General features: G+C 61.0%; 21 protein-coding genes. 4 read left to right on the plus strand and 17 right to left on the minus strand.

What is annotated here, in order from left to right:
* Positions 1-3 precede the first annotated feature (3 nt).
* From serS to BLW55_RS03470, 11 genes are all read right to left on the minus strand, one after another.
* Positions 4-1287 carry a serine--tRNA ligase gene (gene serS / locus BLW55_RS03420; RefSeq protein WP_090326695.1) on the minus strand — a complete coding sequence of 428 codons (1284 nt, stop codon included), beginning with the start codon at positions 1285-1287 and terminating at the stop codon, positions 4-6.
* A gap of 66 nt (positions 1288-1353) precedes the next feature.
* Entirely contained in the window at positions 1354-2187 is an 834-nt protein-coding gene (gene tatC / locus BLW55_RS03425) for a twin-arginine translocase subunit TatC (protein ID WP_090326696.1), read from the minus strand.
* A complete protein-coding gene (tatB, locus tag BLW55_RS03430) occupies positions 2184-2759 on the minus strand; it encodes a Sec-independent protein translocase protein TatB (protein ID WP_090326699.1) in 576 nt (191 codons plus the stop codon). Before tatB ends, tatC begins: the two co-directional genes overlap by 4 nt.
* 53 nt (positions 2760-2812) lie before the next feature.
* Positions 2813-3037, minus strand: coding sequence for a twin-arginine translocase TatA/TatE family subunit (locus BLW55_RS03435; RefSeq protein WP_007008242.1), 225 nt, complete (start codon positions 3035-3037; stop codon positions 2813-2815).
* A 35-nt stretch (positions 3038-3072) separates the two neighbouring features.
* Positions 3073-4191, minus strand: coding sequence for an ABC transporter ATP-binding protein (locus tag BLW55_RS03440; protein WP_007008243.1), 1119 nt, complete (start codon positions 4189-4191; stop codon positions 3073-3075).
* 53 nt (positions 4192-4244) lie between these two features.
* A complete protein-coding gene (gene scpB / locus BLW55_RS03445) occupies positions 4245-4976 on the minus strand; it encodes an SMC-Scp complex subunit ScpB (protein ID WP_090326703.1) in 732 nt (243 codons plus the stop codon).
* Positions 4969-5775, minus strand: a complete 807-nt coding sequence (locus tag BLW55_RS03450) for a segregation and condensation protein A (RefSeq protein ID WP_007008245.1) — start codon at positions 5773-5775, stop codon at positions 4969-4971. The genes scpB and BLW55_RS03450 overlap by 8 nt, the downstream gene beginning before the upstream one ends.
* A gap of 61 nt (positions 5776-5836) precedes the next feature.
* Positions 5837-6856 (minus strand): beta-N-acetylhexosaminidase, encoded by a 1020-nt coding sequence (gene nagZ, locus BLW55_RS03455; RefSeq protein ID WP_007008246.1) that lies wholly within the window; start codon positions 6854-6856, stop codon positions 5837-5839.
* 90 nt (positions 6857-6946) lie between these two features.
* A complete protein-coding gene (locus BLW55_RS03460) occupies positions 6947-9706 on the minus strand; it encodes an SPOR domain-containing protein (RefSeq protein ID WP_090326704.1) in 2760 nt (919 codons plus the stop codon).
* A gap of 111 nt (positions 9707-9817) precedes the next feature.
* Positions 9818-11575 carry an arginine--tRNA ligase gene (gene argS, locus BLW55_RS03465; RefSeq protein WP_090326705.1) on the minus strand — a complete coding sequence of 586 codons (1758 nt, stop codon included), beginning with the start codon at positions 11573-11575 and terminating at the stop codon, positions 9818-9820.
* Between the two features lie 60 nt (positions 11576-11635).
* Positions 11636-12856 carry a deoxyguanosinetriphosphate triphosphohydrolase gene (locus BLW55_RS03470; protein ID WP_065815096.1) on the minus strand — a complete coding sequence of 407 codons (1221 nt, stop codon included), beginning with the start codon at positions 12854-12856 and terminating at the stop codon, positions 11636-11638.
* 148 nt (positions 12857-13004) lie between these two features.
* Here BLW55_RS03470 and erpA point away from each other — a divergent pair, with 148 nt between their 5' ends.
* The gene (erpA, locus tag BLW55_RS03475; RefSeq protein WP_090326708.1) at positions 13005-13355 is read left to right on the plus strand and encodes an iron-sulfur cluster insertion protein ErpA; all 351 of its coding nucleotides are present in this window, start codon (positions 13005-13007) and stop codon (positions 13353-13355) included.
* Between the two features lie 103 nt (positions 13356-13458).
* Here the strand turns inward: erpA and BLW55_RS03480 are convergent, their stop codons facing one another.
* Positions 13459-14853 (minus strand): uracil-xanthine permease family protein, encoded by a 1395-nt coding sequence (locus BLW55_RS03480; RefSeq protein ID WP_090326710.1) that lies wholly within the window; start codon positions 14851-14853, stop codon positions 13459-13461.
* A 257-nt stretch (positions 14854-15110) separates the two neighbouring features.
* Between BLW55_RS03480 and BLW55_RS03485 the strand changes: the two genes are divergently transcribed.
* From BLW55_RS03485 to BLW55_RS03495, 3 genes are all read left to right on the plus strand, one after another.
* The gene (locus tag BLW55_RS03485; RefSeq protein ID WP_090326713.1) at positions 15111-16166 is read left to right on the plus strand and encodes a polysaccharide deacetylase family protein; all 1056 of its coding nucleotides are present in this window, start codon (positions 15111-15113) and stop codon (positions 16164-16166) included.
* Positions 16167-16272: 106 nt separating this feature from the next.
* Positions 16273-17064, plus strand: a complete 792-nt coding sequence (gene xth, locus BLW55_RS03490) for an exodeoxyribonuclease III (protein ID WP_090326716.1) — start codon at positions 16273-16275, stop codon at positions 17062-17064.
* Positions 17065-17162: 98 nt separating this feature from the next.
* Entirely contained in the window at positions 17163-17423 is a 261-nt protein-coding gene (locus BLW55_RS03495) for a hypothetical protein (protein WP_090326719.1), read from the plus strand.
* Between the two features lie 115 nt (positions 17424-17538).
* Here the strand turns inward: BLW55_RS03495 and BLW55_RS03500 are convergent, their stop codons facing one another.
* The 5 genes from BLW55_RS03500 to BLW55_RS03520 all read right to left on the minus strand — a co-directional run bounded on the left by BLW55_RS03500 (position 17539) and on the right by BLW55_RS03520 (position 25983).
* Complete coding sequence (locus tag BLW55_RS03500) at positions 17539-18342, minus strand: tetratricopeptide repeat protein (protein ID WP_090326722.1); 804 nt, start codon at positions 18340-18342, stop codon at positions 17539-17541.
* Positions 18329-20053 (minus strand): dihydroxy-acid dehydratase, encoded by a 1725-nt coding sequence (gene ilvD / locus BLW55_RS03505; RefSeq protein WP_007008254.1) that lies wholly within the window; start codon positions 20051-20053, stop codon positions 18329-18331. Before ilvD ends, BLW55_RS03500 begins: the two co-directional genes overlap by 14 nt.
* A gap of 241 nt (positions 20054-20294) precedes the next feature.
* On the minus strand, positions 20295-21227 hold the full coding sequence (locus BLW55_RS03510; protein ID WP_202800338.1) for a TerC family protein: 933 nt from the start codon (positions 21225-21227) through the stop codon (positions 20295-20297).
* A gap of 247 nt (positions 21228-21474) precedes the next feature.
* Positions 21475-22716, minus strand: a complete 1242-nt coding sequence (locus BLW55_RS03515; RefSeq protein ID WP_007008256.1) for an OmpP1/FadL family transporter — start codon at positions 22714-22716, stop codon at positions 21475-21477.
* Positions 22717-23130: 414 nt separating this feature from the next.
* Positions 23131-25983, minus strand: a complete 2853-nt coding sequence (locus BLW55_RS03520) for a valine--tRNA ligase (RefSeq protein ID WP_090326725.1) — start codon at positions 25981-25983, stop codon at positions 23131-23133.
* Between the last annotated feature and the right edge of the window lie 5 nt (positions 25984-25988).

Here is a 25988-nt window from a genome sequence, read left to right on the forward strand (position 1 = left end):
GTCTCAGTCCTCTAATGCTTCGATTTTCTCCAGGCCGCCCATATAGGGTTTCAGCGCTGACGGTATCGTGACACTGCCATCTTCGTTCTGGTAATTCTCCAGAACCGCGATCAGAGCCCGGCCAACCGCCGTTCCCGAGCCGTTGAGCGTGTGCACGAAGCGCGTCTGCTTCTCGCCTGCAACCCGGTAGCGCGCATTCATGCGCCGCCCCTGAAAATCGCCGCAGACCGAGCAGGACGAAATTTCGCGATAGGCGTTCTGCCCCGGAAGCCACACTTCCAGATCATAGGTCTTGCGTGCGCCAAAACCCATGTCGCCGGTGCACAGCACCATGGTGCGGAAAGGAAGATCGAGCTTCTTCAACACGGTTTCGGCGCAGGCCGTCATTCGCTCATGCTCGTCAATCGCGCTTTCGGCGTCGGTGATCGAGACGAGCTCCACCTTATAGAACTGATGCTGGCGCAGCATGCCGCGCGTATCGCGTCCCGCAGAACCCGCTTCCGAACGGAAGCACGGCGTCAGCGCGGTAAAGCGCAGCGGCAGCTTTTCGCCATCGAGAATTTCCTCGCGCACCAGATTGGTGAGCGAGACTTCCGCCGTCGGGATCAGCCAGTGATCGTCACCGGCGCGGAAAAGATCTTCGGTAAACTTCGGCAACTGCCCGGTGCCGAACATCGCATCGTCGCGCACCAGAAGCGGCGGCTGGACTTCCGTATAACCATGCTCCTGCGTGTGCAGATCGAGCATGAACTGCCCAAGCGCACGTTCCAGACGGGCAAGCTGCCCCGAAAGCACCGTAAAGCGCGAGCCCGAGAGTTTCGCCGCGCGCTCGAAATCCATCTGGCCGAGCGCTTCGCCGATCTCGAAATGCTCCCTGGCCCAGTTGGCGCGCTTCGGCTCGCCATGTTTGCGCACTTCCACATTGTCGTTCTCGTCTGCTCCTTCCGGCACATCGTCGAGCGGAACATTGGGAATGCGCGCCAGCGCGTCGTTCAGCGCCGCATCATGGCGTCGCTCCTCGGCTTCGCCATCCTGCACAAAGCTCTTTAGCTTGGAAACCTCGGCCTTCAGCTTCTCGGCAAGCTCCTTGTCGCCGGAGGCCATCGCCTTGCCGATGTCCTTGGAAGCGGCATTGCGGCGCTCCTGCGCTTCCTGAAGTTTTGTCAGGTGCTGGCGGCGCGCTTCGTCGAGCGCAAGAAGTTTTGCGCTTTCAGGGTCCGCGCCGCGCTTCTTCAGCGCTTCGTCCAGCGCCTGCGGGTTCTCGCGAATCCATTTGATGTCGAGCATGTCAGATTTCCAATCGCGGAGAGATTGCGGTGAACCGCCTCGAACACGACAGGAAAGCCTGCAAATCTAGGCGGTCGGCTGGTCCGCTTCGTCGGTCTCGTCCTGCGCGGTCTTTTCCTTCTCGCGCTGGCGCTCGACCATACGGGCGGCCCAGATGGCAATTTCGTAGAGAAGGATGGTCGGAAGCGCAAGACCGATCTGGCTCACCGGATCCGGCGGCGTCAGGATCGCCGCCGCCACAAAGGCCGCCACGATCGCATATTTGCGTTTGTCGGCAAGCCCCGTCGAGGTGAGAAGCCCCACCCGCGCCATCAGCGTCGTCACCACCGGAAGCTGAAACACCAGCCCAAAGGACAGGATCAGCGTCATGATCAGCCCGAGATACTCGGAGACCTTGGGCAACAGCGAGATTTGCACCGTATTGTCCGGCCCCACCTGCTGCATGGACAGGAAGAACCACATGACCATCGGCGTGAAGAAGAAGTAGACGAGCGCTGCACCAATCATGAACAGGATCGGCGAAGCGATCAGGAACGGCATGAACGCGCGGCGTTCGTTGCGGTAGAGGCCAGGCGCCACGAATTTATAAACCTGCATGGCGATCACCGGAAAGGCGAGCACCAGTCCGCCGAACATGGCAAGCTTGATCTGGGTGAAGAAAAATTCCTGCGGCGCGGTGTAGATCAGGTCCACCTTGTCCGCGTCTAGCCCCGCCCACTGGGTCGCCCACTGAAACGGGATGACCAGCAGATTGAAAATCTGCTTGGCAAAGAAGAAGCAGACGAGAAACGCCACAAAAAACCCGGCAAGCGCCCACATCAGGCGCGAGCGGAGCTCGATCAGGTGGTCGATCAGCGGTGCGGAAGACTGATCGATGTCGTCGTCACGTTCGGCGTTCACGGCTTGGCTCCGCTGGTCTTCTTCGCCGGAGCACGCTTCGCCGCACCCGCCGCTTTCGTCTTGCTGGCCGCTTTTGGCTTGGCCGTCGTCGCGGGCTTCGTTGCCGCTGCTCTGGTCGCCCTCGGCTTTGCTGCCGTTTTCGTCGCCGTGCGGGACTTGGCCGTGGCCTTGGGCTTCGCCTCTCCCGGCATGCGGGTTGCGCCCGCCTTGGCCGGCTCCGCCGCATGCGGCTCCTTTGACGCCGGCGGACCGGATTTCGCCGCCTGCGGTTTCATCGCCGCATCGAGACCGGACCGAATCTCCTGTCCGACCTTCTCGATCGGGTTCAGGTGTTTCTTGATCTCGTTGCGCGGATCGAGCTTGCGCGCGTCATCCACGAGGGATTTCACATCATCAAGCTCCGCCTCCTGCAGCGCCTCGTCGAACTGCTTGCGGAAATCTCCCGCCATGGTGCGCAGTTTGGACGTGGTGCGCCCAAAAGTGCGCAACATGCGCGGCAGGTCCTTCGGCCCGACCACGACGATCAGGACGATGGCGATCACCATGATTTCGGGCCAGCCAAGATCAAACATAGGTCACCGGAACGGATAGCGGGAAGTGGAATCGCCGCGCGAAACGCAGCGAATCAACCGGACTTCTTCTTGCTCGGCTTGCTCGCGTCCTTCACCGGCTCATCGGCCTGATGTTCGACCGTCTTGGTCGTGTCCTCATCATCGTCGGACATGCCCTTCTTGAAGCTCTTGATGCCCTTGGCCATGTCGCCCATCAGCTCGGGGATCTTGCCGCGTCCGAAGAGAAGCAGCACCACGACGAGCACGATAAGCCAGTGCCAGATTGAAAAGGAACCCATGATCAGTCTCTTTCACCAATTGCCATTGATTTGATTTATGCGCTTTCGCGCGATGTTTCAAACGATTGTCTCGCGAATACGAGAACATCGGTCGGAACCACGTTCAGCCAAATGTCCCGCACGCCCGGCTGCAACTGTCCGCAGCGCACGCGCGCCCGCACATGCCGGTCAGCCCCCGGTATCGCAAGTTCGAGAAACTCCACCACACCGAGGAAGCGTCGGGAAACGACGCGTGCCGGCACGGAACCGCGCTCCTGATCCACCTGAAAACCGGAAAGGCGCACCGCCACCGTCGCGTCGGCCCCTTCCTCCAGCCCGCCCGCCGGAAACCGCCCCAGAGGCGTTTCCACGCTGCCGGCGTGCACCTGCCCGTCAAACTCGTTGATTTCGGAAAAGAAACCGGCAACGAAAAGATCTGCTGGCCGGTGGTAGAGCTCTTCGGCGGTTCCCACCTGCACAAGCTCTCCCCCTTTGAGGAGGGCGATCCGGTCGCCCATGCGCATTGCTTCTTCCGCGTCATGCGTCACCACCACTGCGGTGGCCCGGCTTTGCCGCAGAATGGCCAGTGTTTCGGCGCGCACACTGTCCTTCAGGCGCGAGTCGAGGCCGGAGAATGGTTCATCCATCAGGAGTACGGCCGGGCGCGGCGCCAGCGCCCGCGCCAGCGCAACACGCTGCTGCTCACCGCCGGACAAGACATGCGGATAGGCATTGGCATACCCCTCCAGCCCAACCCGCTCCAGCGCGATCATTGCCTCTTTCTGGGCTTCCTCGCCCGAAAGCGCGGTCAGTCCAAAACGCACATTGTCGAGAATGGTCAGATGCGGAAACAGCGCAAAGTCCTGAAACACCAGACCGATGGACCGCTTCTCCGGCGGCAGAAAAACATCAGGCCCGGCAATTTCCCGCTCATTCAAAAACACCCGGCCCGAGCGCTGCGCCTCGATGCCGGCGGCAATCCTGAGCAGAGTCGTCTTGCCGGAACCCGAAGGCCCGAGAAGACAAAGCACCTCACCGGGCTCTGCGCAGAGAGACACGTCCCTGAGCGTCTGCGCTCCCGAAGCATAGGAATGGCTGATATTCTGGAAAGAAAGACGCGCCGCGAAGCTCACGCCGGCCGTTCCACGCGCCGAACTCTGCTTCTTAATGTCCATGCACCGGTATCCCTGGATGGATCGCAGGCGGCCCCTGTCCCGCAGGACTTCCGTCAATCATCCTCAGCGAGCGGTGTCAACAGACCAAGCTCTTCCAGGTCGATATCCGTCAACGGATCTTCATCTTCTGTGAGTTCATCCGGATCGGTCATTGGCTGCGGCACCGAGAAGTTGGCCGGCATTCTGGCGGAAAGCAGCCCGGCCCCCTTCAATTCGTCGATGCCCGGCAGATCGCGCAGCTCCGTCAGCCCAAAGTGATCCAGAAATTCCGTGCTGGTTCCATAGGTTACCGGACGCCCCGGTGTGCGGCGGCGGCCGCGCATCTTGACCCAGCCCGTCTCAAGCAGAATGTCGAGTGTGCCCTTGGACGTTTCGACACCGCGAATTTCCTCAATCTCGGCGCGTGTTACGGGCTGGTGATAGGCAATCACCGCCAGCATCTCGAGCGCGGCACGCGACAATTTGCGCTGCTGGACAGCGTTCCGGTTCATGAGGAATGACAGATCGCTCGCCGTCCGAAAGGCCCAGCTGTTTTCGACGCGAACGAGGTTCACCCCGCGCTTTTCATAATCGCGCTGTAATTCCGTCAGGGCTTCGGCGACGTCCGTTCCATCCGGTAGACGCTCAGCCAGTATCCTCTCGGGCACCGGCTCCGCGCTGGCGAAAATAATCGCCTCCACCATGCGTTTGGCCTCAAGCAGATGCGGCGAGCGCACCTCGCGTGCCTCGGTCTCCTGCTCGCCCTCACTGGCGGCAAACGGAACCACATTGCTGTTTTCAGTCATCGGCATTCTCAAACAGGCTGGCCGGGGCCTTCTTGCCCGTGCGCATATAGAGCGGCGCGAAAGGCTCCTGCTGCCGAATTTCAAGGGCCCCTTCCCGCACCAGTTCGAGAGAGGCAGCAAACGCGCTTGCGGTGGCGGTCGCCCGCTCCTCGGCACGCGTCATATAACGGATCAGAAAATGATCCAGCGCAGTCCAGTCGCCGAAATCACCGATCATCCGCACCAGGATTTCGCGAGCCTGCTTGAGCGACCAGACACCCCGCTTGGCAATGCGCACATTCGTCACCGCACGCCGTTGACGCTGCGACGCATAGGCGGTCAGCAGGTCGTAAAGAGACGCGGTAAAAGCGCTTTCCCTCTGCACGATCACCTGTTCGGGCATGCCGCGGGCAAAGACGTCCCGGCCCAGCCGGTTGCGGTTAACGAGTCGCGCCGCAGCATCCCTCATCGCCTCAAGCCGCTTCAGCCGGAATTGCAGGAGCGCTGCCATTTCCTCGCCGGTCGGCTCTTCATCCTCGGGCTTTTTGGGGATCAGCAGGCGCGACTTCAAATAGGCGAGCCAGGCCGCCATGACCAGATAGTCGGCCGCCAGTTCCAGCCGCATCTTGCGCACTTTTTCGATGAAGGCGATGTACTGCTCGGCAAGGGCAAGAACGGAAATGCGCGCGAGGTCCACCTTCTGCGTGCGCGCCAGATGCAAAAGCAGGTCGAGCGGACCTTCAAAACCGTCGACGTCAACCGTCAGCGCAGGCTCGGAGACACCATGCTCCTTTGCCTGATCGTCCCACAGCTTGTCCATGGGTGCCGGTTTGACGGCCGATTTTTCAGCGTTCTGCGCCAAGCGTCATTGACCCTTATCGTCAGGCGACCGCCGCGAAGCACTCCTCGAATTCCGCGCGCGCGGTCAATTCTTCCGTATCATCCCCGGGTTTCAGGCAGGCCAGAGCACGATTGGCCCGCTCCAGGCTCTTGCCCGACAATTCAGGCGCCTTTTCGGCGACAGCCTGCATTTCCGGCATAATGCCATGACAGTGAAGGACGAGATCGCAGCCCGCCGCAAGGATTGCTTCCGCCCGTTCAGAGAAATCCCCAGAAAGTGCGTGCATCGACACGTCATCGCTCATCAGAAGCCCGTCAAAGCCGATCTCGCCGCGGATGATGTCGCGCACCACCTTCCCTGAGGTGGTCGCCGGACGCTCGGGATCAACCGCATGGAAGACGATATGCGCGGTCATCGCCATCGGCAGGTCCGCCAGCGCCTTGAACGGCACGAAATCGTGCCCGCGCAGGGCATCCAGCGGGGCCGTCACCTCGGGCAGCGCCTTGTGGCTGTCGGAAAAGGCGCGCCCATGGCCCGGCATGTGCTTCATCACCGGCAGAACACCGCCTGCCATCAGCCCCTCGCTCGCAGCGCGTCCAAGTGCAATCACCGTCTGCGGGTCATGCGCATAGGCGCGATCGCCAATCACGTCATGGGCACCTGCAATAGGCACGTCGAGCACCGGCAGGCAGTCGGCCGTAATCCCATAGCGTCTGAGGTCCATCGCATGCAGGCGCGACATCAGCCAGGCCGCGCGCAGTCCCGCTTCCGGGCTTTTCGCGTAGATGCGGCCGAGTTCGGAGGCCGTCGGATAGCTGCCTGCCATGGGCGGGCGGATGCGTTGCACCCTGCCCCCTTCCTGATCGATGAAAACCGGCGCATCGGGCCTCCCGACACTGTCGCGCATGGATGCGACAAGGTCGCTCAACTGTGCGGGCTCGCCGACATTGCGCGCAAACAGGATAAAGCCCCACGGCCGCTCATCACGATAGAAGGCGATTTCATCCGCCGTCAGTTCTTTCCCCGTCGCTCCGAGGATCATGGATTTTGATTCGCTCATGTCATCAGGATAGCCGGGCACGCGAATCTGGAAAAGAAAACAAAAACCGCCGCACGATGGCGGCGGTTTTTGCGTATTTTTTTCTGGGTCTTACTTCGAAACGAAGCAGCTTCCTCCAGCGGATTTAAGCTGTGAACACAGGCGGATCGCGTCGTCCTTCGAAGCCGAGGGAATACGCACACGGTAGTACGTGCCCTTTCCGGCGATGTCGGCCTTGACGATGTTCACACCCTTACCGGTCAGAAGGCCTCCATAGCGCTGCGCCATGTCCTGATACGACTTTTGCGCGGCTTCAACGGTCGGCTGCGAGGAAATCTGCACTGACCAGCCATCCGTGCCCGAGGTTACGGGTGCCGGTGCCTGCGCGACAGGTTGTGCCGGCTGGCTGGGAGCTGCCGCCACCTGGGCGGGCTGCGTTCTTTCGGTGGCAGGCTGCTGGGACTGCGCCGGCGGCGCTGCGGGCCGTGATGTGGGAACGGGCGCCGTATCCGGCACATTTGTCGCCGCAGCATCCGTGTCACCTGTTGCGCCGCCCGCCTGATCGGTCGCCGCCAGGCGTGCATCGGGCGTGGCTTCCACGTTCGCCTGCTGCTGCGCGTTGGCGGCCGGGCTTTGCTCAACCGGCAGAGTGTCACTGCCGGTGCCCGCCGCAACGTCTGCATTCTGTGCCGGGGCTTCCGGCTCACGAGGTACGATTGTGCCGTCCGGCCGCACCACCATGGTCCGGACGCGTCGCGGTGTCATTGCTGTCACCGGCTCGCTGGTCGGAGACACGGAATCATCCGCGCCCGGCACCAGACGTTCTTCAGACTTCGGCGCCGCCTGAGGCACGTCGACCGGCTCCTCGGCCGTTGAAACCAGCCGTTCCTGCACCGGGTTGTCGCCCGCCTCAGAACCGGAAACCCGCTGATAGACCTGATTGTCCTGATTGGGCACCTGCTGTCCGCCAGGGTTGTCGGGCTTCACCTTGACCGGCTCGTCATCGGCACGGACCACAACCGGTGCGGAATTGTCTTCACCGCCACCGCCAAAAGCGAACACTCCGACAAGTGCTAGGACGGCAATGCCACCGAATGCACCCGCCATTGCCAGGTTGCGGCGATTGCTGAACAGGCCCGGGCGCGCTGCACGGCCGGCCGCCATTGCCGGAGCGGCTGCACCGCTCACACCGTCGAAACGCTCGGAGGGGTCATCCCAGGATGCCATGTCCGAAACCACGAACGCGTCGGCAGCGTCGGCATTTCTCTTGTCAGCCGGTCCTGCTTCATCCTGCTCTGCAAACCTATCCGGCTCGGGAAAACTGTCCGCAAAGGCCGTCTCGAAACCGAAATCGTCATCCTCGCGTGCGGGCTCGCCCGGCTGCAGGGCAGCGGCTGCATAGGCGTCATCGGGCATTGCAGGGAGCGGCTCCTCGCCGCCATCCGCCGGTGTTGCATCCGGCAGGCTTTCACTGTCGCCGAAAGCGCGCGCCAGGGCGCGCTCCAGATCGTCGGCTTCGGCCTCCGGTGCGCGCTCTGGCTCGCTCAGAAACTCCGGAATATGGGCGGTATCTTCCACATGCACCCGTTCATTGCCCGGCACCTCCACCGTGTCGATGTGCGGCACGGATGGCTCACCAGCCGAAACGACCGTCTGAGAAGGCTCTTCGGGCTGCAGCCAGAACGGCGCAGAAAGAGATGCGTCAACCAGGTCCTCACCGGAAGCCTCGTCGGCCTCCCGATCAGCGGCCCCGGGCATGGTCCACGCAGGGTCTGTCGGCTCGCTCTCAGCCGCCTCTGGCTGCAGGGCCGGCTCGGCCACTGCATGCTCATCGAAAACCTGGGCAGAAAGCTGCTCTTCCAGGCTTGCGGTAAAGTCATGCTCTTCGCGCGCAACATCGCCGTCGACGGCACTCGCACGCTCTGCCCCCTGCGCTATTGAGGAGGCAAACGCCTGGGGAGAAAGAAACGGATCGGCGCTTACGGCATTGTCTGGGGCCGATCCGGATTCAATCGGCATGTCGGGCTGTCCAGCCGCTTCGATGTCATCGAATATACCCGGTTCATCGTCTGCGGCGCGCTCTGCTTCCCCCTCATCGGTCTCCACAGGATCAAACTCATGTGAGTAGGAAGCCTCCGGGCTCGCTGACTCATCCATCTGATCTTCGACCGCATAGTCGGGGCTGAACCAGCCCTCGGCAGCCAGCGAAGCTTCAAGATCGTTGTCAAGCTGCGCGAAATCCTGCTCGCCGAATTCGAGATCGCCACTGTCTTCCGGCTCATTAATCGGCTCTTCGCGGGGCTGTTCTACGACGCTGGCAGGTGCAGAAGGCTCGCTCGCATCAAGCTCGAACTCTGAAAAATGCTGCTCGAAATCATCGCCCTCAAGCCCCTGTGCAGGCTCGGAAAGCCGATGGCCCACCTGCTGCGGCTCTGAAAGGGTCGAGACATCTTCAGCCGGTTCCAGGCGCATCTCGCTGTCGAAACTGGAGGCGAAGCTTTCGTCGAGCTCATCGGCCATATCGGCAGCCATATCGACGTCCGCAGCCATATCGACCGAAGGTTCCTCATGCACTGACACCGCCTCACCGGCAGCCGTTTCGACATCGAAACGCCAGTCACTCGATTGCCGGGGCTCCCAGTCGTTCTGGGCACCCTTTTCTTCGTGAACCTCGTCGGAAAACTCCGCCAGATCGCCCAGCAGTTCGTTTTCGAGCTCAAGTGCGAGATCATCGCCCTCCTGCTCGGTTTCACTGCCAGACACCTCGGCGCGCCGTGGATCGTGCCCCATAATGCGGGTCAGTTCCGCAAAAGGGTCATCCTCAGAAAAAACGGCGCTGTCCGCGCGTTGGTTCGAGCTATGATCTGCCATGCTTTTTTCCGCACTCACACTCGGTAGACGCCCGCGACGTCGTACAATTGTCGGGTACCAGCGCAATGTGGGCAAAAGGTGACAGACTACCGCACCCCTTACGGGATGGGGTCAGCGCATCTCAGAAGGCGCCTCCGCCCCGATCAACGCAAGTCCGGATGTCAACACATCTCGAACTGCCTGCACCAGACCCAGTCTGGCATAGGTCAATTCTGGATCGTTAACCTTAACAAAACGTAAGTCAGCTGTCTCGCTACCTCTGTTCCACTGGGCATGGAACAGGCTGGCCAGGTCGTAAAGGTAGAATGCAAGCCTGTGCGGCTCCATTGCCTGGGCAGCGCTTTCAACCAGTCTCGGATACTCCGCCAGCTTGCGCACGAGTGCCATTTCGCCCTCATCGGTGAGCTTGCCAAGCTGCGCTTTCATCTCCGCACGGCTGAAGTCGGTGACGCCGAGCTGCTCGCCCGCCTGGCGAAACGCCGAATGGCTGCGCGCCGACGCATACTGAACGTAGAAGACCGGATTGTCCTTGGACTGTTCGGTTACTTTCTCAAAGTCGAAATCAAGCGGAGCGTCGTTCTTGCGATAAAGCATCATGAAGCGGATCGGATCACGCCCGACTTCGTCCACCGCCTCTCGCAGGGTCACGAACTCCCCTGCCCGCTTGGACATGCGCACGGGCTCGCCGCCACGGAACAGCTTCACGAGCTGGCACAGAAGCACGGTCAGATCGACCCTGTCCTCGGCCAGCGCACGCGCCACGGCCTGCAGCCGCTTGACATAGCCGCTGTGGTCGGCGCCGAGCACATAAATCAGATGCTCAAAGCCCCGATCCAGCTTGTCTTTCATATAGGCGACATCGGCAGCGAAATAGGTGAAGCTGCCATCCGACTTCATCAGCGGACGGTCGATGTCATCACCCACTTCGGTGGACCGGAACAGCGTCTGCTCGCGATCTTCCCAGTCTTCGGGCTTCTGCCCCTTCGGCGGCGGCAGCTTGCCCTTGTAGACATGCCCCTTCATGGTCAGGTCGTTGATCGCCGACCTGATCATTCCACCATTGCCCTCATGCAGCGAGCGTTCTGAGAAAAACACGTCATGGCGGATGTTGAGCGCGGCAAGGTCGTCGCGGATCATCCCCATCATGCTTTCGACAGCCTTGTCCTTGACGATGGTCAGCGCCTCGGTGGCCGGCATCTCCAGAAGTTTCGTGCCGAATTCCTCGGCGAGCGTCCGGCCAAGCGGCTTCAGATAATCCCCCGGATAGAGCCCTGCGGGAATTTCGTCGATCTTCTCGCCCAGGGCCTCGCGGTAACGCAGCATCACCGACTGACCAAGCACGTCGATCTGCACGCCCGCATCGTTGATGTAGTATTCACGCGCCACGTCATAACCCGCGAAGGCAAGGAGATTGGCGAGCGCATCGCCCACCACGGCGCCCCGGCAATGGCCCACATGCATCGGCCCGGTCGGGTTGGCCGAAACATACTCGACATTCACCTTCTCGCCCCCGCCCATCTGCGAGCGGCCGTAATTGGTGCCGAGATCCAGCATTTCGCCAAGCCGCGCCTGCCAGAAGCTGTCGCTGAGCTTCAGGTTCACAAACCCCGGACCGGCCACGGTGGCCGCTGCCACATCAGGATCGGCCTCGAATGCCCTGGCAATCTTTTCGCCAAGCGCACGCGGGTTTTCACCGACGGTCTTTGCCAGCACCATGGCCGCATTGGTTGCCACATCGCCATGACTTGCATCACGCGGCGGCTCCACGGCCACACGCGAAAGGTCGAGCGCCTCGCCGCTGCTGGAACGCAAGTCTAAAGCTTCAATGGTCTTGGCGACCCGATCTGTGAAATCGGCGAAAATGTTCATGGACGATGTCCTGAAAAATGAATCTTTGTCGTCCGCCCTCAGGCGGAATTGCGGTTGGCACTAGCTCAATTCAGGAGTCTGGTCAAACAGGCGCCGGTGTTCCTTCACCGCATAGGTGTCTGTCATGCCCGACAGAAAATCGGCCACCAGCCGTGCCTTCTCCCCATCATCCACCGCGCCGAGACCTTCCCGCCATCCCTCAGGCATCTCGCGGGGCCTGGCGAAATAGGCATCGAAGAGATCCTTCACGATCCGGTCGGCATGTGCCCTGACGGCAACCACCGCTTCGTGGCGATAGAGATTGGCATAAAGAAAACGCTTCAGTTCCTTCTCGTCGGCGGCCATGCGCTGCGAAAACGCAACGATTGTGCAGCCCGCATCATGGACCGCATCGGCACTTGCCGGTTTCAGGATACGGAGCCGTTCCCGCGAAGCAACGATCACATCCTCCACCATGGCCGTGATCTGGCGCCGCATCAGCTCGTGCCCACGACGCACGGGGTCAAGGTCGGGATAGCGGCGCCCCACCTCCGCCAGGATCGCTCCGGGCAGCCTCACCTCTTCCAGCATTTCAAGCGTCAGGAGCCCCGAGCGCAGGCCATCATCGATGTCGTGCGCGTTATAGGCGATGTCGTCGGCGATCGCCGCGCACTGCGCTTCGATACCGGCAAAGCGGGCCAGTTCCAGATCGTGGCGCGCCACATAGTCGAGAATGGACTGCGGCACAGGACCATCAAGCCCCTCGCCCTCGGCGTTCGTCAGCGGGCCATTGTGCTTGACCAGGCCTTCCAGCGTCTCCCAGGAAAGGTTCAGACCGTCGAATTCCGCATAGCGGCTTTCAAGCTCGGTCACGATCCGCAACGACTGCGCATTGTGGTCGAAACCACCCCAGCGCGCCATGCGCTCGTCGAGCGCATCCTCTCCCGTATGCCCGAACGGGGTGTGGCCGAAGTCATGCACCAGTGCGATGGCTTCCGCCAGGTCCTCGTCGCAGCAGAGCGCCCGCGCCAGGGCGCGCGCAATCTGGGCCACTTCAATCGAATGGGTCAGCCGCGTGCGATAATGATCGCCTTCATGGGCGATGAAGACCTGGGTCTTGTGCTTCAGACGACGAAACGCGGTCGAATGGATTATGCGATCCCGGTCGCGTTGAAATGGCGTGCGCGTCGGGCTTTCCGGCTCCGCAACAAGCCGCCCGCGCGATGCTGCCGGGTCCGTTGCGTAAACGGCGCGCGGGCGATAGCCAAAACCGATATTCTGCAACCCCTGTTCACTGTCCATAGTTCGCAACACCCTGTCGGACAAACCGTTTCCGGCTCGCCATTGCCCTCGTCCGAAACCCGACCGCATCGCTCAGGTTGACTTGCCGCCTGCGGCTTCATACCTATTCTATGAACACGAACGCAAGGTGACCGTCAGGACAACCATTATGGGCATGGACGCGGGAACGGAAATGAAGAGCGTTGAACTGACCGAGGCAGCGGCGAAGCGCATCACGACCATCCTCAGGGACGAACCGGGCAAGATCGCCCTGCGCGTTTCCGTGGAAGGAGGCGGATGCTCTGGCTTCTCCTATGCTTTCGATCTGACCGATCAGCGCAATGACGACGACCACACCATCGAGCGGGACGGAGCCACCGTCCTGATCGATGATCTTTCACTCGTCTATATGGGCGGGTCGGTCATCGACTTCGTCGACGATCTGATCGGCCAGTCCTTCCAGATCAAGAATCCAAACGCCGTCGCCTCCTGTGGCTGCGGAACCAGTTTCTCGATCTGATCTCAACCGGTTTCAGAGAAAGCGCCGCGTGCTCTCCACGCGGCGCTTTTTCACATGTTCAGTCGACTGTCCTCACCGAGCCCGTTTCTTCCTCGCCATCCAGTCAGTCATCGCCCTCTGCCCCTGCACGCTCTGCCCCTGCCTCCCGCGGCAGGATCAGGTTCAGAACGATCGCCAGAAAGGCCGCAGGCAGAAGCCCGGAGGTCATGAGAATCTGTGCCGTCTTCGGCAGATGCTGGAGGGCTCCCGGTTCAAGCTGCAGTCCCAGCCCGACCGACAGTGAAACGGCGAAGATCACCATGTTTCGCCGGTTCCAATTCACATCCGCCAGCATGTTGATGCCGGCTGCCGCGACCATGCCGAACATCACGATCACGCCCCCGCCGAGCACCATAATCGGCACCGTCGAGATCAGCGCGCCCACCTTCGGGATGAGCCCGCACAGGATCAGGAAGATCGCACCATAGGTCACCACATGCCGGCTCATTACGCCGGTCATGGAGATCAGGCCGACATTCTGGCTGAACGAGGTGTTGGGCAGACCGCCGAAAATACCCGCAATGGCCGATCCCAGCCCGTCCGCATAGGTTGCCCCGGAGATTTCTTTCTCCGTCGCCTCGCGGCCCGCTCCGCCCTTGGTGATTCCGGAAACGTCCCCCACCGTCTCGATGGCCGAGATAACGGCCATGAAACACATGCCGATAATGGCCGGGGCGGCGAGCTCGAAGCCCCATTTGAACGGCACCGGAACCGCCACCCACGAGGCATTGCCCACATTGGAGAAGCTCACCATCCCCATGGCAAGCGCCACGACATAGCCCGCGATCAGGCCGAGCAGCACCGCCGCGATCGACCACATGCCCCGCGCAAAGAATTTGAGAAGCAGCGTGACGACCACCACGACCAGCGCCACGCTCCAGTTTTGCAGAGTGCCGTATCCCGGCTTTCCGATCAGCGGGACGCCGCCAGCGGAATACTGGATTCCCACCCGAATGAGCGACAGACCAATCATCAGCACGATCAATCCCGTCACCAGAGGCGGCAGCGCAAAACGCAGGCGTCCCACGAAACTGCCGAGAAAGAAGTGGAAGATACCGCCAATCACGACACCGCCCATCAGCGCTCCCATGGCGGCCACGCCCTGCCCCGCGACAATCGGGATCATCACCGGCAGGAACGCGAAGCTGGTGCCCTGAACGATCGGCAGGCGTCCACCCACCGGGCCCATGCCGATGGTCTGGAAGAGGGTCGCGATGCCGGCAAACAGCATCGACATCTGGATCATGTAGATGAGGTTGGGAAAATCCGGCGAATTGGAGCCAAATCCGAAACCGGCAGCCCCCGCCACGATGATTGCCGGCGTCACATTGGATACAAACATCGCAAGTACGTGCTGGATGCCAAGCGGCACAGCCTGAAACAGTGGCGGCGTATAGTCGGGATTGCTTAAGTCAGCAGGCGACAGCTCATCGCCGCCGGTCATCGTCGTCTGTGTCATTTGTGTTCCCCGATTGTGCTTCAGAAACCTGAAATCTTTTTGGGCGAAGCATCGGACACAAACGCGCACGCTTCTATCTATATTTTTTTGAAAGACAGCCAGATTTCAAACACAAGTTGCACGAAGCGCCAGAGAATCTACCGAAGGAAATTCTTCAACATTTTCTGCTTGTATCGTCGCTGTTTCGGCATCGCTGCAAGACCTGGAAGCCGATACGAGCAACATGCCCACTCTGATCGAAAGACGCCGAACACCTCATGCTCTCACTTCAGGCTCTAAAGAGGTCCGCCCGATACGAGCTGATCCGCGCTGGCTTGGAGGGGACTGCCCTCGCCCTGCGGGCCGGCCTGCCATTGGCAGATGCGCAGCGCGGTGTCATTTTCGCTCTGCATCACGTTGATCCTGAAAGCACGGCCAGCTGGGTTCCCAATGCGTGGCTGAGCATAACGCCAACCTTCCTCGAAGAAGCCATCCAGGTGACCCGCGAAGAGGGGCTGATACCAATCACACTCGAAGAGCTTCCAGAGCGGCTTGCCGACCCTGCGGACACGCGCCGTTATGTGTGCTTCACACTTGACGACGGCTATCGGGACAATGCGCGCTTCGCCGCCCCTGTTTTCCGGCGTCAGGCCATTCCTTACACCGTCTTCCTTACATCCGGCTTTGTGGAGCGCTCCAGGTCAATCTGGTGGAAGACGGCGCAGGAACTGGTCATGAAATCGTCCAGTGTCGACCTCTCGCCCTGGGGCTCCGATGAGCGCGTCCACCTCGAAAGCCGCGCCGACAGGGTCGGCCTGTTCGACCGGTTGTCCAACGCCGTAAGCGATGCAGAAGACGAAGACGCGGCGGTCGCCCGGCTCGACACACTGGCCCGGGCCCATGGCATCGACCCGCTGGCCATCACCGAGCGTCTTACAATGGATGCCGGCGCGCTTGCCGAACTCGCTGAGGATCCCCTCGCCAGCTTTGGCGCACACACACTCACACACGCAAACCTGCGCAAGGTAAGTCCGCAACGCCTGCAACACGAGATGATGCATTCGGCCGGGAAGGTGCGAGACTATGTTGGTGCTGCTCCGGCGACCTTTGCATATCCCTATGGCTACCCGTCCGCCGTCGGTGCGCGCGAGATCGCCGCTGCAAGGGAAGCCGGCTTTGCCGCTGCCGTCACCACAGAGCCCGGCCTGCTTTCGCAGGCATCCCGCGACGCTCAGACAGCACTCCCCCGCGTATCGCTGAACGGTTTTTACCAACGCAAACGCTATGTGCGCGCACTCTTGTCCGGCCTGCCGTTTCGGCTGCGGCGGCGCTGACCCCCTAACGGATCATCGCACGGCACGACCTGTCAGTATCCTTCATAAGGCGGTTGCGGCGCCTTCCCGACCCACCTAAGAAAGGGTTGAGTTGTGGAAGGGCCCCATGAAGATCGCTACCTGGAACATCAACGGCGTCAAGGCGCGCATCGACAACCTCCTGCACTGGCTCGAAGAGTCCAGCCCGGACATCGCCTGCCTGCAGGAGATCAAATCCGTGGACGAGCTCTTTCCGCGCGAACCGATCGAAGCGCTCGGCTACCATGTGGAGACCCACGGCCAGAAAGGCTTCAACGGTGTGGCCCTCCTCTCGAAAATGCGCTTCGACGAGGTCAATCGCGGCCTGCCGGGCGACGATGGTGACGAGCAGGCGCGCTTCATCGAAGGTGTGTTTTCCACCGACAGGGGCGCGCTTCGGGTCGTCTCGCTCTATCTGCCGAATGGCAATCCCGTCGACAGCGAGAAATTCCCCTACAAGCTCGGCTGGATGGAACGGCTTGAAAAGTGGAGTGTCGAACGGCTCAAGCTTGAAGAACCGCTGGTTCTGGCAGGCGATTATAACGTCATCCCCGAGCCGGAAGACGCGAAAAACCCCGACGCATGGGTGGGCGATGCCCTCTTTCGCCCGGAAAGCCGCCAGGCCTTTCGGCGTCTGGGTGCTCTGGGCTTTACCGATGCGTTGCGCGCCGTCAATCAGGACGACGGAATCTATACCTTCTGGGATTATCAGGCCGGCGCCTGGCAGAAGAACAACGGCATCCGCATCGATCACCTCATGCTGTCGCCAGAAGCCGCCGACCATCTGGGATCCGTCACGGTCGAAAAGCACACGCGCGGCTGGGAAAAGCCGTCTGATCACGTCCCCGTCGTTCTTGATCTGAAATTGCGCTCCGCCTGAACGCCAGGCTGCATTAGCCCCAGGCAATGGCCGCGGATCGCAGTCTGTGCTAACATGATTGCGTTATGACCATGTTACGGCACGCTGGGATCGCCGCATTGGCGGTCGCGCTTTCCCTGCCGGTCGCAGCCTCCTCTGCGGCCGAATGCCAGTGCCGCGCCAATGGATCAGCTTTTCGTCAGGGAGAAACAACCTGCCTCGCACTTCCTGACGGGCCGCGTCTGGCACGGTGCGAGATGGTTCTCAATAATTCGTCCTGGAAAATTCTCGATCAGGCCTGCTTTCAGACGTCAAAGCATCTGGAAAAAGCAGTCCCGATGACGGTGGCGCATTATGGCGCCCTGTTTGGTGGGGACTAAGCTCGGGAAAAGTGGGAACCGGTTCACCGTCCGGAATTGGTAAAATCAATGAGATAGAGCGGCTTTTGGATTCTGTGAAAAGCGGAAGCGCGCTGATTGCCCGCCATCCGTCCGATCAGTCGAAACCGTTTTCGCGCAGATCATGCGCCAGTGCGATTGCCGTGCGCCGGTCCGATTCCCCGGCCAGAGCGAAAGCCTGCTCCTGCATGGCCCGAATCCAGCTTACATCGTTCGGCGCGGCCCGGTCGAGAGCCGCCGTCATCATTGCCAGACCTTTCACAACGCGTCCGCTTTCAAACAGGATATGTCCAAGCATGGCCTGGGCGCCGGCATGTCCCTTTTCGGCAGCAAGCTGGAACCAGCGCGCAGCCTGCTGCACACTCTGGGCCACGCCCTCCCCGTCCAGAAACATCCGGCCGACCTGATACTGGGCCTCTGGATTGCGGTATGTCGCCGCCGCACGCATGAAATGCTCCTGCGCGGCCAGAGGATTGGCGCGGATAGGGCTGTCGGGAATGCCCGTTTTCAGATATTTGCCGAGCGCCACAAGCGCGTCCGAGACGTAGGTCTCGTCCGGGCTGCCGGGCCGCACGTCCTGCTGCGCCACCGCTGAGAAGAATTTAAACGCCTCACGGTCGTTGCGGGCAACACCGTCGCCTTCGGCGTACATGCGTGCGAGCTTCCAGCGCGCGCCGACCTGCCCGTTCTCGGCGGCATAGCGGTAGGCTTCAAGGGCCTCTTCCTTGTCACCCCGCTTGTAAGCAGAGAAAGCGAAGCGGAACACAGCCCAGGGGCTGCGTTTCTCCTGCTCCTGAATGACAGCGTTCTCGTCCAGCGCGTAAGCGGTTTCCGGCAGCGCCACGGAGGACGCTACCAGACCAGCAAGAACAGCTGCTTTCCCTGCTTCAAATATCCGCATAACAGTGCGTTTCTTTCTTTGCCCCCGGATGGGTCACCGCGCCATCGCGTGCCGCCCCAACCGTCTGAGCGTATTTCCAGATCGCGCCTGACTGATAATCCGTCTCGCGCGGTTTCCATTCCTTGGCCCGCTCTGCGAGTTCTTCTTCGCTGAGTGCCACGTCGATCGTGCCGGCTTCGGCGTCAATCGAAATCACATCGCCGTCCTTCAGGAGGCCGATTGGCCCGCAGGCAGCGGCTTCCGGCCCCACATGGCCAATGCAGAACCCGCGGGTCGCACCTGAGAAGCGTCCATCGGTGATGAGCGCAACCTTGTCGCCCATGCCCTGACCGTAGAGCGCTGCCGTGGTCGCAAGCATCTCGCGCATGCCCGGCCCGCCTTTCGGACCTTCGTAGCGGATGACCAGCACTTCACCTTCCTTGTAGTTCCGCTCCGTCACGGCTGCGAAACACTCTTCCTCGGAATCGAAGCAGCGCGCCGGGCCCGAAAACGTCAGGTTCTTCATGCCGGCGACCTTCACGATCGCACCTTCGGGAGCCAGATTGCCCTTCAGGCCAACCACACCGCCGGTCTTCGTGATCGGATTGTTCGCCGGGCGAACCACATCCTGGTCTTCATTCCATGGAACATGCTCCATGTTTTCGGCAATTGTGCGGCCAGTTACGGTCATGCAGTCGCCGTGCAGATATCCGTGCTCCAGAAGCGACTTCATCAGCAGCGGAATTCCGCCGGCTTCGAACATGTCCTTGGCGACATATTTGCCGCCCGGCTTCAGATCGGCGATATACGGGGTCTTCTTGAAAATCTCCGCCACGTCGAACAGGGTGAATTCGATACCCGCCTCATGGGCAATGGCCGGCAGGTGTAGTGCCGCGTTGGTCGAGCCGCCCGAGGCCGCCACGACCGCGGCTGCGTTTTCCAGCGCCTTGCGGGTCACGATGTCCCGCGGCCGGATCTGCTTGGCGATGAGCTCCATCACCTTCTCGCCCGATGCGTAGTTGAACCGGTCACGCATCTCGTAAGGAGCCGGCGCGCCGCAGGAATAAGGCAGCGCCAGGCCAATCGCCTCGGCAACCGTCGCCATCGTGTTGGCGGTGAACTGCGCTCCGCAGGAACCGGCCGACGGGCATGCCGCCTGTTCGATCTCGGTCAGGTCTTCGTCGGAGATCGTGCCCACGGAATGCTGGCCGACGGCCTCGAACACATCCTGAACCGTGATCTGCCGGCCGCGATAGGTACCGGGCAGGATCGAGCCACCATAGATGAAAACCGACGGCACGTTGAGGCGCACCATCGCCATCATCATGCCGGGGAGCGACTTGTCGCAGCCCGCCAGGCCGACCAGCGCATCATAGCAATGGCCGCGCATGGTGAGCTCGACGGAATCGGCAATGACCTCACGCGAGACGAGTGAAGACTTCATGCCCTGGTGTCCCATGGCAATGCCGTCCGTCACCGTGATGGTGGTGAACTCGCGCGGCGTGCCGTGGGCCGCCGCGACACCCTTCTTGACCACCTGCGCCTGACGCATCAGCGAAATGTTGCAGGGCGCAGCCTCGTTCCAGCAGGTTGCAACACCCACGAGCGGCTGCGCGATCTCTTCTTCCGAAAGCCCCATGGCGTAGAGATACGAGCGATGCGGTGCCCTTGCCGGGCCCACCGTGACGTATCGGCTTGGAAGTTTGTCTTTCGAAATTGCTTTTGCGTCCATAATTACCCCAGCCGCAGCGCGCGGCACTTCTCCTGAACAGTCGGTTGTGTCCCGTGCGCCATCGAGCTTTTCGATGCGCCGGGTTTATGGCGGGAAATTGGCGTTTCGTCCCGCCCCTGTCTTAACCGAATGCTTATTGAGAAACTGTTGCCAAATGAGCACAGAGACCTGTGCACAAGAGTCAGGGGACGTCAGCAGGAGAGAACAGGACGCCAAAAGCGCCCTGTCCGGGGTCGCAGGTTCAGGACCGCGCCTCTTGTTCCTCGCGCCTGCGCGCGATGATGGAAGCGACGATCGAACCGCCGATCAGAAGCACCGTAACCGAGAGGGCCAGCGGCGAGGGAATCTTGATCCAGTGAGCGACCAGCATCTTCAGGCCGATAAAGATCAGCACCAGCGACAGACCGGTCTTCAGGTGTTTGAAGGTGCGCATCATGCCGGACAGCACAAAGAACATCGCGCGCAGCCCCATGACCGCAAACACATTGGAAGAAAAAACGATGAAGGGGTCGTTGGAGATCGCCAGAACAGCAGGAATGGAATCGACAGCGAAGATCAGGTCCGTGAACTCCACCGTGACCAGCACGACAAATAGCGGCGTCATGAAGAGAACACCATTGCGCCGGGTGAGAAAACGCGAGCCGTGATATTCCTCCGTCACACGCCCGGTCCGCATCAGAAGTTTCACGATGCGGCTTTCCCCGGGGTCCACCATCTCCTCGTCCGACGTCATCATCTTGAAGCCGGAGAAAACGAGAAGCGCGCCCAGCGCCATGCCGATGATCATGAACTGATCGACCAGCTTCACGCCGGGCACGATCAGCGAGAGACGCATGACGATTGCCCCCAGAATGCCATAGAAAAGCACACGGTACTGCGCCTCGGACGGCACCTTGAAGTAGGTGAAGATCAGGGCGATGACAAAGATATTGTCCAGCGAAAGCGCCTGCTCGATCAGATAGCCGGTCAGGAATTCCGCGCCACGATCCTTGCCGCCGAAGTAGAACACGCCCATGGCAAAAACCATGGCGAGAGCCACGTAGCCTGCGACGGTTTTCATGGCTTCACGCGTCGTGATAACGTGATCGCGCCGGTGCAGGACAAAAAGATCAAAAAAGAGAACCACAGCCACGAAGGCCAGAAATCCGGGCCACAGCCAGTCATGCATTGTCATGGAAAGATACGGGGTTTGCGCCGCGTTTGCGCGTTGTCGTTCGATCCGACATCACAGGCAACGCCTTGCCTGCCAGAGGGGCCCGGATCGGGTGACTGCCTCTATGTGCGGTAAAAACCGCAGCAATACAAGTCCGCGCAGTCCCCGCCCATACACAAGCCATGCACAAATGCATGGCACGCCCGGCTCCAGAAACGAAAAGACCCGGCCGAAGCCGGGTCTTGCACGCTGTTCTCAGAAGAGCTGTTTACCACTTCACCTTCATCGAGGCGGACAGGGCTCCGACAAGATCATTGTCAAAGGTGTAGGAGATGTCATTGCCGTAAACCCGACCGTCGTCGCCCACAATGGCACCGGATTCGCCCGATGTAAGAATGCCGAGCGCCCCACTCAGGCGCATCTCGACGTTCTCGTTGGGCGTATAGGCGACCCCGCCGCCGAGCGTCCAGGAGTCCGCCTGATGACCGAAGCCCTGAGAGGTTCCACGATCCCAGGTGAGGCTGGCCGCAGCGCTCCACTGCTCGTTGATCTTGTGGCCGATGCCGCCGGAAACCGTCCAGCCGTCGCGATAGAGAAGGTCGAGCGACGTGGCGCGCGTCGGACCGGTTGTCGTACAGGCAATCCCCCGCGTGGCTTCCGGGCAGAACGGAATGGACTGAAGGATGCTCCAGTTGACCCATTTCACAGAACCGAATGCCAGCCAGCCAGGAGCAATACCGGACTGCACTTTCAGTTCGACGGTTTCAGGCATCTCGGTTGCGCCGAAAACCGGCGTGATCCGACCCGTCACGGGCGGGCTGACGGCTCCGGGTACACGGGAAAGATCCAGTGTTCCGGTTATGTCATCAAGCTTGACCCGTGAATTGTAGACAAGGCTCGCGCGGAACGCGATCTCCGGAATCTCGTAGGCGGCACCGACACGCCAGCCAACACCGCTTCCTTCCAGATCAAGCCGTCCGATACCATTGCCGGCGAGTGTCGGGAAGAAGACCTGGCGTTCCTTGAAACCCTCAAGCTGTTGATAGAAGACGCCACCGAGAACGCGGAACTGCCCCTTGCCGGCCTGCATCTTATAGGAGCAGGTGCCGCCAAAGTTGTGGCTGTCGACCTTGGTCTCAATATTGTGATAGGCACCGGCCCAATTTGCGCCAGGGTTGGTGTGCACACCCCAAGGCTGCGAGTAGTCGATCAGACAGTCAACCTGTTCACCGATCCCGACTTTCACACCGAGACGCGGTGAAAAATAGCTTTCCGTATCCTTTACCCCCTGCGACGCTCCGGGCACCGGACCACCCAAGGCGTTCTTGCCAACGACATTGTCCAGCTTGCGCTGCGGCATCACATAGGTGCCTGTCGCCTCAAAGGCGAACGGTGCCGGATCGAACAAAAGATCGACGTTGTAACCACCGCGCTCCAGGCCACCGGCATAAGCGATACTCGCGCTCGCCGAGACCATCAACGCTGCCGAAACAGTGCGAACCAAACGCATGAGATCCCCTCTCCTCCAATTGCTGGTCCGAGAATAGCAGCGCGGTCTCGAACCTCAATTGTTACTGTACAGCTTGTCGTACCTCACGCTTACGTTAACGTAATACGCCTATGGGATATTGGCGTGACAATCCGTGCGCCAAGGACCAGCAAAGAGGCAAGCGCCTTAAAATTCCCCTGAAATCGACACATTTTGCCTAGCTGGCTTCGCAAATTCATCACCAGTTGCGCAAATGCAACACCCATTGGGGATTTCGCACAACCGTCACAAACCACCCTCAGGGAAGCCATATTCAGATCGCTCCGCACGCCGCGCAACTACGAATCAGCATTGCGCGGAACAAGAAAAGCCGCGCCCACCTGAAAAGTGAGCGCGGCTTCATTCGCTTGTAATTCCGCGGACTGGTCGACCGGTTCAGCCAGCTTCCCGGACACGGGCGAGCGCCACTTCCAGCCTGCCCTTCGCATCGGCGAATTCAGTGAGCTTCTCACGCTCGGCTGCAACGATCTCCTGCGGCGCATTGGCCACGAATTTCTCGTTTCCAAGCTTTTTTTCCAGACGCTGCATTTCCGAGGCCGTCTTGGCGATCTCCTTCTCAAGCCGCGCGGCTTCCGCCGACAGGTCGATCAGATCGCCCAGCGGCAGGCAGAATGTGGTGTCGCCGAGCACAATCTGCGCCGAGCCCTTCGGCGCTTCACCGGCAAAGCCAAGCTCTCCCACGCGTGCAAGCCGCCGAATGGCCGGGTCATGGCGTGCGATGCGCGCCCGCGTTGCCTCATCGGCCCCCACGGCCACCAGCGGCGCCGTGGCAGACGGCGGCACATTCATCTCTGCGCGAACCGAACGGATGCCGGACACGAGGTCGACAAGCCAGTTGATGTCGGCTGCCGCATCCGCGTCCTCGAAGTCAGGCGCCGGCCAGCGGGTCAACGCCAGAACGCTGTCGCGCCCGGCCTCACCACCCGTATGCGCCCAGAGCTCTTCCGTCATGAAGGGCATCATCGGATGCAGAAGCTTGTAGGTCTCGTCGAGCACATGGGCCGCACAGGCGCGGGCCTCGGCCTTGGCCTCTTCGTCCTCACCGGCGAACACCGGCTTCAACAGCTCCAGATACCAGTCGCAGAACAGGCTCCATACGAAACGATAGGCCGTGCCCGCCGCCTCGTTGAAGCGGTAGGTCTCGATGCTCTCCGTCACGCCCTTCGCCGCCCGCGTAAGTTCCGTCAGAATCCAGCGGTTGATTGCAAGCTTCGCATTTTCCGGACGGAAACTCTCGTCCCGTTTGACGCCGTTCATCTCGGCGAAACGCGTCGCGTTCCAGAGCTTGGTGCCGAAATTGCGGTAGCCCGCCACACGCGCCGGATCGAGCTTCACGTCGCGGCCCTGTGCAGCCATGATCGTCAGCGTGAAGCGCAGTGCATCCGCGCCATATTCGTCGATCAGCTCGAGCGGATCGATGACGTTGCCCTTCGACTTCGACATCTTGGCGCCGTTCTTGTCACGCACCAGCGCATGAACATAGACCGTGTGGAACGGTTCTTCTTCCATGAAGTGCATGCCCATCATCATCATCCGGGCAACCCAGAAGAAAATGATGTCGAAGCCGGTCACCAGAACCGAGGTCGGATAGTAACGCGCAAGCTCCGGTGTCTTGTCCGGCCAGCCGAGCGTCGAGAACGGCCAGAGCGCCGAAGAAAACCAGGTGTCGAGCACGTCTTCATCACGCGTCAGGATATCGCCCGGCTCGAAATTCTCGAGCTTCTCTTCCACCCAGGCCTTCCAGGGGCCTTCATGCGAGATGTAATGCTGGATCGCCGCCTCGAGCGCCGTCTCCTCATCCTTCTCGACGAAGACCTGCCCGTCGGGACCATACCAGGCGGGGATCTGGTGCCCCCACCAGAGCTGACGGGAAACGCACCAGGGCTGGATGTTCTCCATCCACTCGAAATAGGTTTTTTCCCAGTTCTTCGGCACGAACTTCGTGCGGCCTTCGCGCACGGATGCGATCGCGGGCTTCGCCAGCGTCTTCGCATCCACATACCACTGGTCCGTCAGGAACGGCTCGATCGGCACGCCGCCACGGTCGCCATGGGGCACCATGTGTTTGTGCGGCTCGATCTTCTCCAGAAGCCCGGCCTCTTCCATCATCGCGACGATCTTCTTGCGCGCATCGAACCGGTCGACGCCGTCGAGCTCGGCGATCGTGCGGGCGAGCGGCGCATCGGCCCCTTCCAGCCCTTCAAGAAACGCCTCATTGCCCTTGAGCGTAATCGTGGCATCGGTCGCCATGATGTTGATCTGTGCCAGATCGTGTCGCTTGCCGACCTCGAAGTCGTTGAAATCGTGCGCAGGCGTCATCTTCACCGCGCCGGTGCCCGCTTCCGGGTCCGGATATTCATCGGCAACGATGGGAATGCGGCGGCCGACCAGCGGCAGGAACACGTTCTTGCCGATCAGTTCCCTGTAGCGCGGATCGTCGGGATGAACCGCAACACCAGAGTCGCCCAGCATGGTTTCCGGGCGCGTCGTGGCCACCACCACATAGTCGCGCGTCTCATAGCCATCCGGCTGCCCGTCCGAAGGCCGCCAGATAACGCGGTTGCCCTCGTCGTCCAGCCTGTAGGGATGCTCATAGGTCAACCCGTCGGCGAGCGGATAACGGAAGTGCCAGAGATTGCCGTTGGTCTCGACCTGCTCGACCTCAAGGTCCGAAATCGCCGTCAGCAGCTTCGGATCCCAGTTGACGAGGCGCTTGTCCTTGTAGATCAGCTCCTGCTTGTAGAGCGAGACAAACACCTCGACCACCGCCTTCGACAGGCCCTCGTCCATGGTGAAACGCTCGCGCGACCAGTCGCAGGAAGCGCCCAGCCGCTTGAGCTGGTTCATGATCGCGCCGCCCGACTCCGCCTTCCAGTCCCAGATCTTTTCGACGAACTTCTCGCGGCCCATGTCGCGTCGGTGCTGCTGCTTCTCCATGAGCTGCCGCTCGACCACCATCTGGGTGGCGATGCCCGCATGGTCCATGCCCGGCTGCCACAGCACGTCCTTGCCGCGCATGCGCTCGAAGCGCACCATGATGTCCTGCAGCGTGTTGTTGAGCGCGTGGCCCATATGCAGCGAACCGGTCACGTTCGGCGGCGGAATGACAATGGTGAAGGATTCCGCGCCCGATTCTGCACCGGCTCCGGCCCTGAACGCATCGGCCTCTTCCCAGCGAGCGGCGATTTTCGGCTCGACGCTTGCCGCGTCGTAAGTCTTTTCAAGCATAAGGG

This window comes from Nitratireductor aquibiodomus, from assembly GCF_900105565.1.
In the GTDB taxonomy this organism is placed as follows: Bacteria; Pseudomonadota; Alphaproteobacteria; order Rhizobiales; family Rhizobiaceae; genus Nitratireductor; species Nitratireductor aquibiodomus.

What these genes read in the sequence shown, in the direction of transcription:
- BLW55_RS03515 (WP_007008256.1), bottom strand. Translation starts at nt 22,716, where the DNA reads ATGCGTTTGGTTCGCACTGTTTCGGCAGCGTTGATGGTCTCGGCGAGC.
- BLW55_RS03520 (WP_090326725.1), bottom strand. Translation starts at nt 25,983, where the DNA reads ATGCTTGAAAAGACTTACGACGCGGCAAGCGTCGAGCCGAAAATCGCC.
- erpA (WP_090326708.1), top strand. Translation starts at nt 13,005, where the DNA reads ATGGGCATGGACGCGGGAACGGAAATGAAGAGCGTTGAACTGACCGAG.
- tatB (WP_090326699.1), bottom strand. Translation starts at nt 2,759, where the DNA reads ATGTTTGATCTTGGCTGGCCCGAAATCATGGTGATCGCCATCGTCCTG.
- BLW55_RS03440 (WP_007008243.1), bottom strand. Translation starts at nt 4,191, where the DNA reads ATGGACATTAAGAAGCAGAGTTCGGCGCGTGGAACGGCCGGCGTGAGC.
- xth (WP_090326716.1), top strand. Translation starts at nt 16,273, where the DNA reads ATGAAGATCGCTACCTGGAACATCAACGGCGTCAAGGCGCGCATCGAC.
- nagZ (WP_007008246.1), bottom strand. Translation starts at nt 6,856, where the DNA reads ATGAGCGAATCAAAATCCATGATCCTCGGAGCGACGGGGAAAGAACTG.
- argS (WP_090326705.1), bottom strand. Translation starts at nt 11,575, where the DNA reads ATGAACATTTTCGCCGATTTCACAGATCGGGTCGCCAAGACCATTGAA.
- BLW55_RS03480 (WP_090326710.1), bottom strand. Translation starts at nt 14,853, where the DNA reads ATGACACAGACGACGATGACCGGCGGCGATGAGCTGTCGCCTGCTGAC.
- scpB (WP_090326703.1), bottom strand. Translation starts at nt 4,976, where the DNA reads ATGACTGAAAACAGCAATGTGGTTCCGTTTGCCGCCAGTGAGGGCGAG.
- BLW55_RS03460 (WP_090326704.1), bottom strand. Translation starts at nt 9,706, where the DNA reads ATGGCAGATCATAGCTCGAACCAACGCGCGGACAGCGCCGTTTTTTCT.
- BLW55_RS03470 (WP_065815096.1), bottom strand. Translation starts at nt 12,856, where the DNA reads ATGGACAGTGAACAGGGGTTGCAGAATATCGGTTTTGGCTATCGCCCG.
- BLW55_RS03510 (WP_202800338.1), bottom strand. Translation starts at nt 21,227, where the DNA reads ATGACAATGCATGACTGGCTGTGGCCCGGATTTCTGGCCTTCGTGGCT.
- BLW55_RS03435 (WP_007008242.1), bottom strand. Translation starts at nt 3,037, where the DNA reads ATGGGTTCCTTTTCAATCTGGCACTGGCTTATCGTGCTCGTCGTGGTG.
- ilvD (WP_007008254.1), bottom strand. Translation starts at nt 20,053, where the DNA reads ATGGACGCAAAAGCAATTTCGAAAGACAAACTTCCAAGCCGATACGTC.
- BLW55_RS03485 (WP_090326713.1), top strand. Translation starts at nt 15,111, where the DNA reads ATGCTCTCACTTCAGGCTCTAAAGAGGTCCGCCCGATACGAGCTGATC.
- BLW55_RS03450 (WP_007008245.1), bottom strand. Translation starts at nt 5,775, where the DNA reads ATGGACAAGCTGTGGGACGATCAGGCAAAGGAGCATGGTGTCTCCGAG.
- serS (WP_090326695.1), bottom strand. Translation starts at nt 1,287, where the DNA reads ATGCTCGACATCAAATGGATTCGCGAGAACCCGCAGGCGCTGGACGAA.
- BLW55_RS03500 (WP_090326722.1), bottom strand. Translation starts at nt 18,342, where the DNA reads ATGCGGATATTTGAAGCAGGGAAAGCAGCTGTTCTTGCTGGTCTGGTA.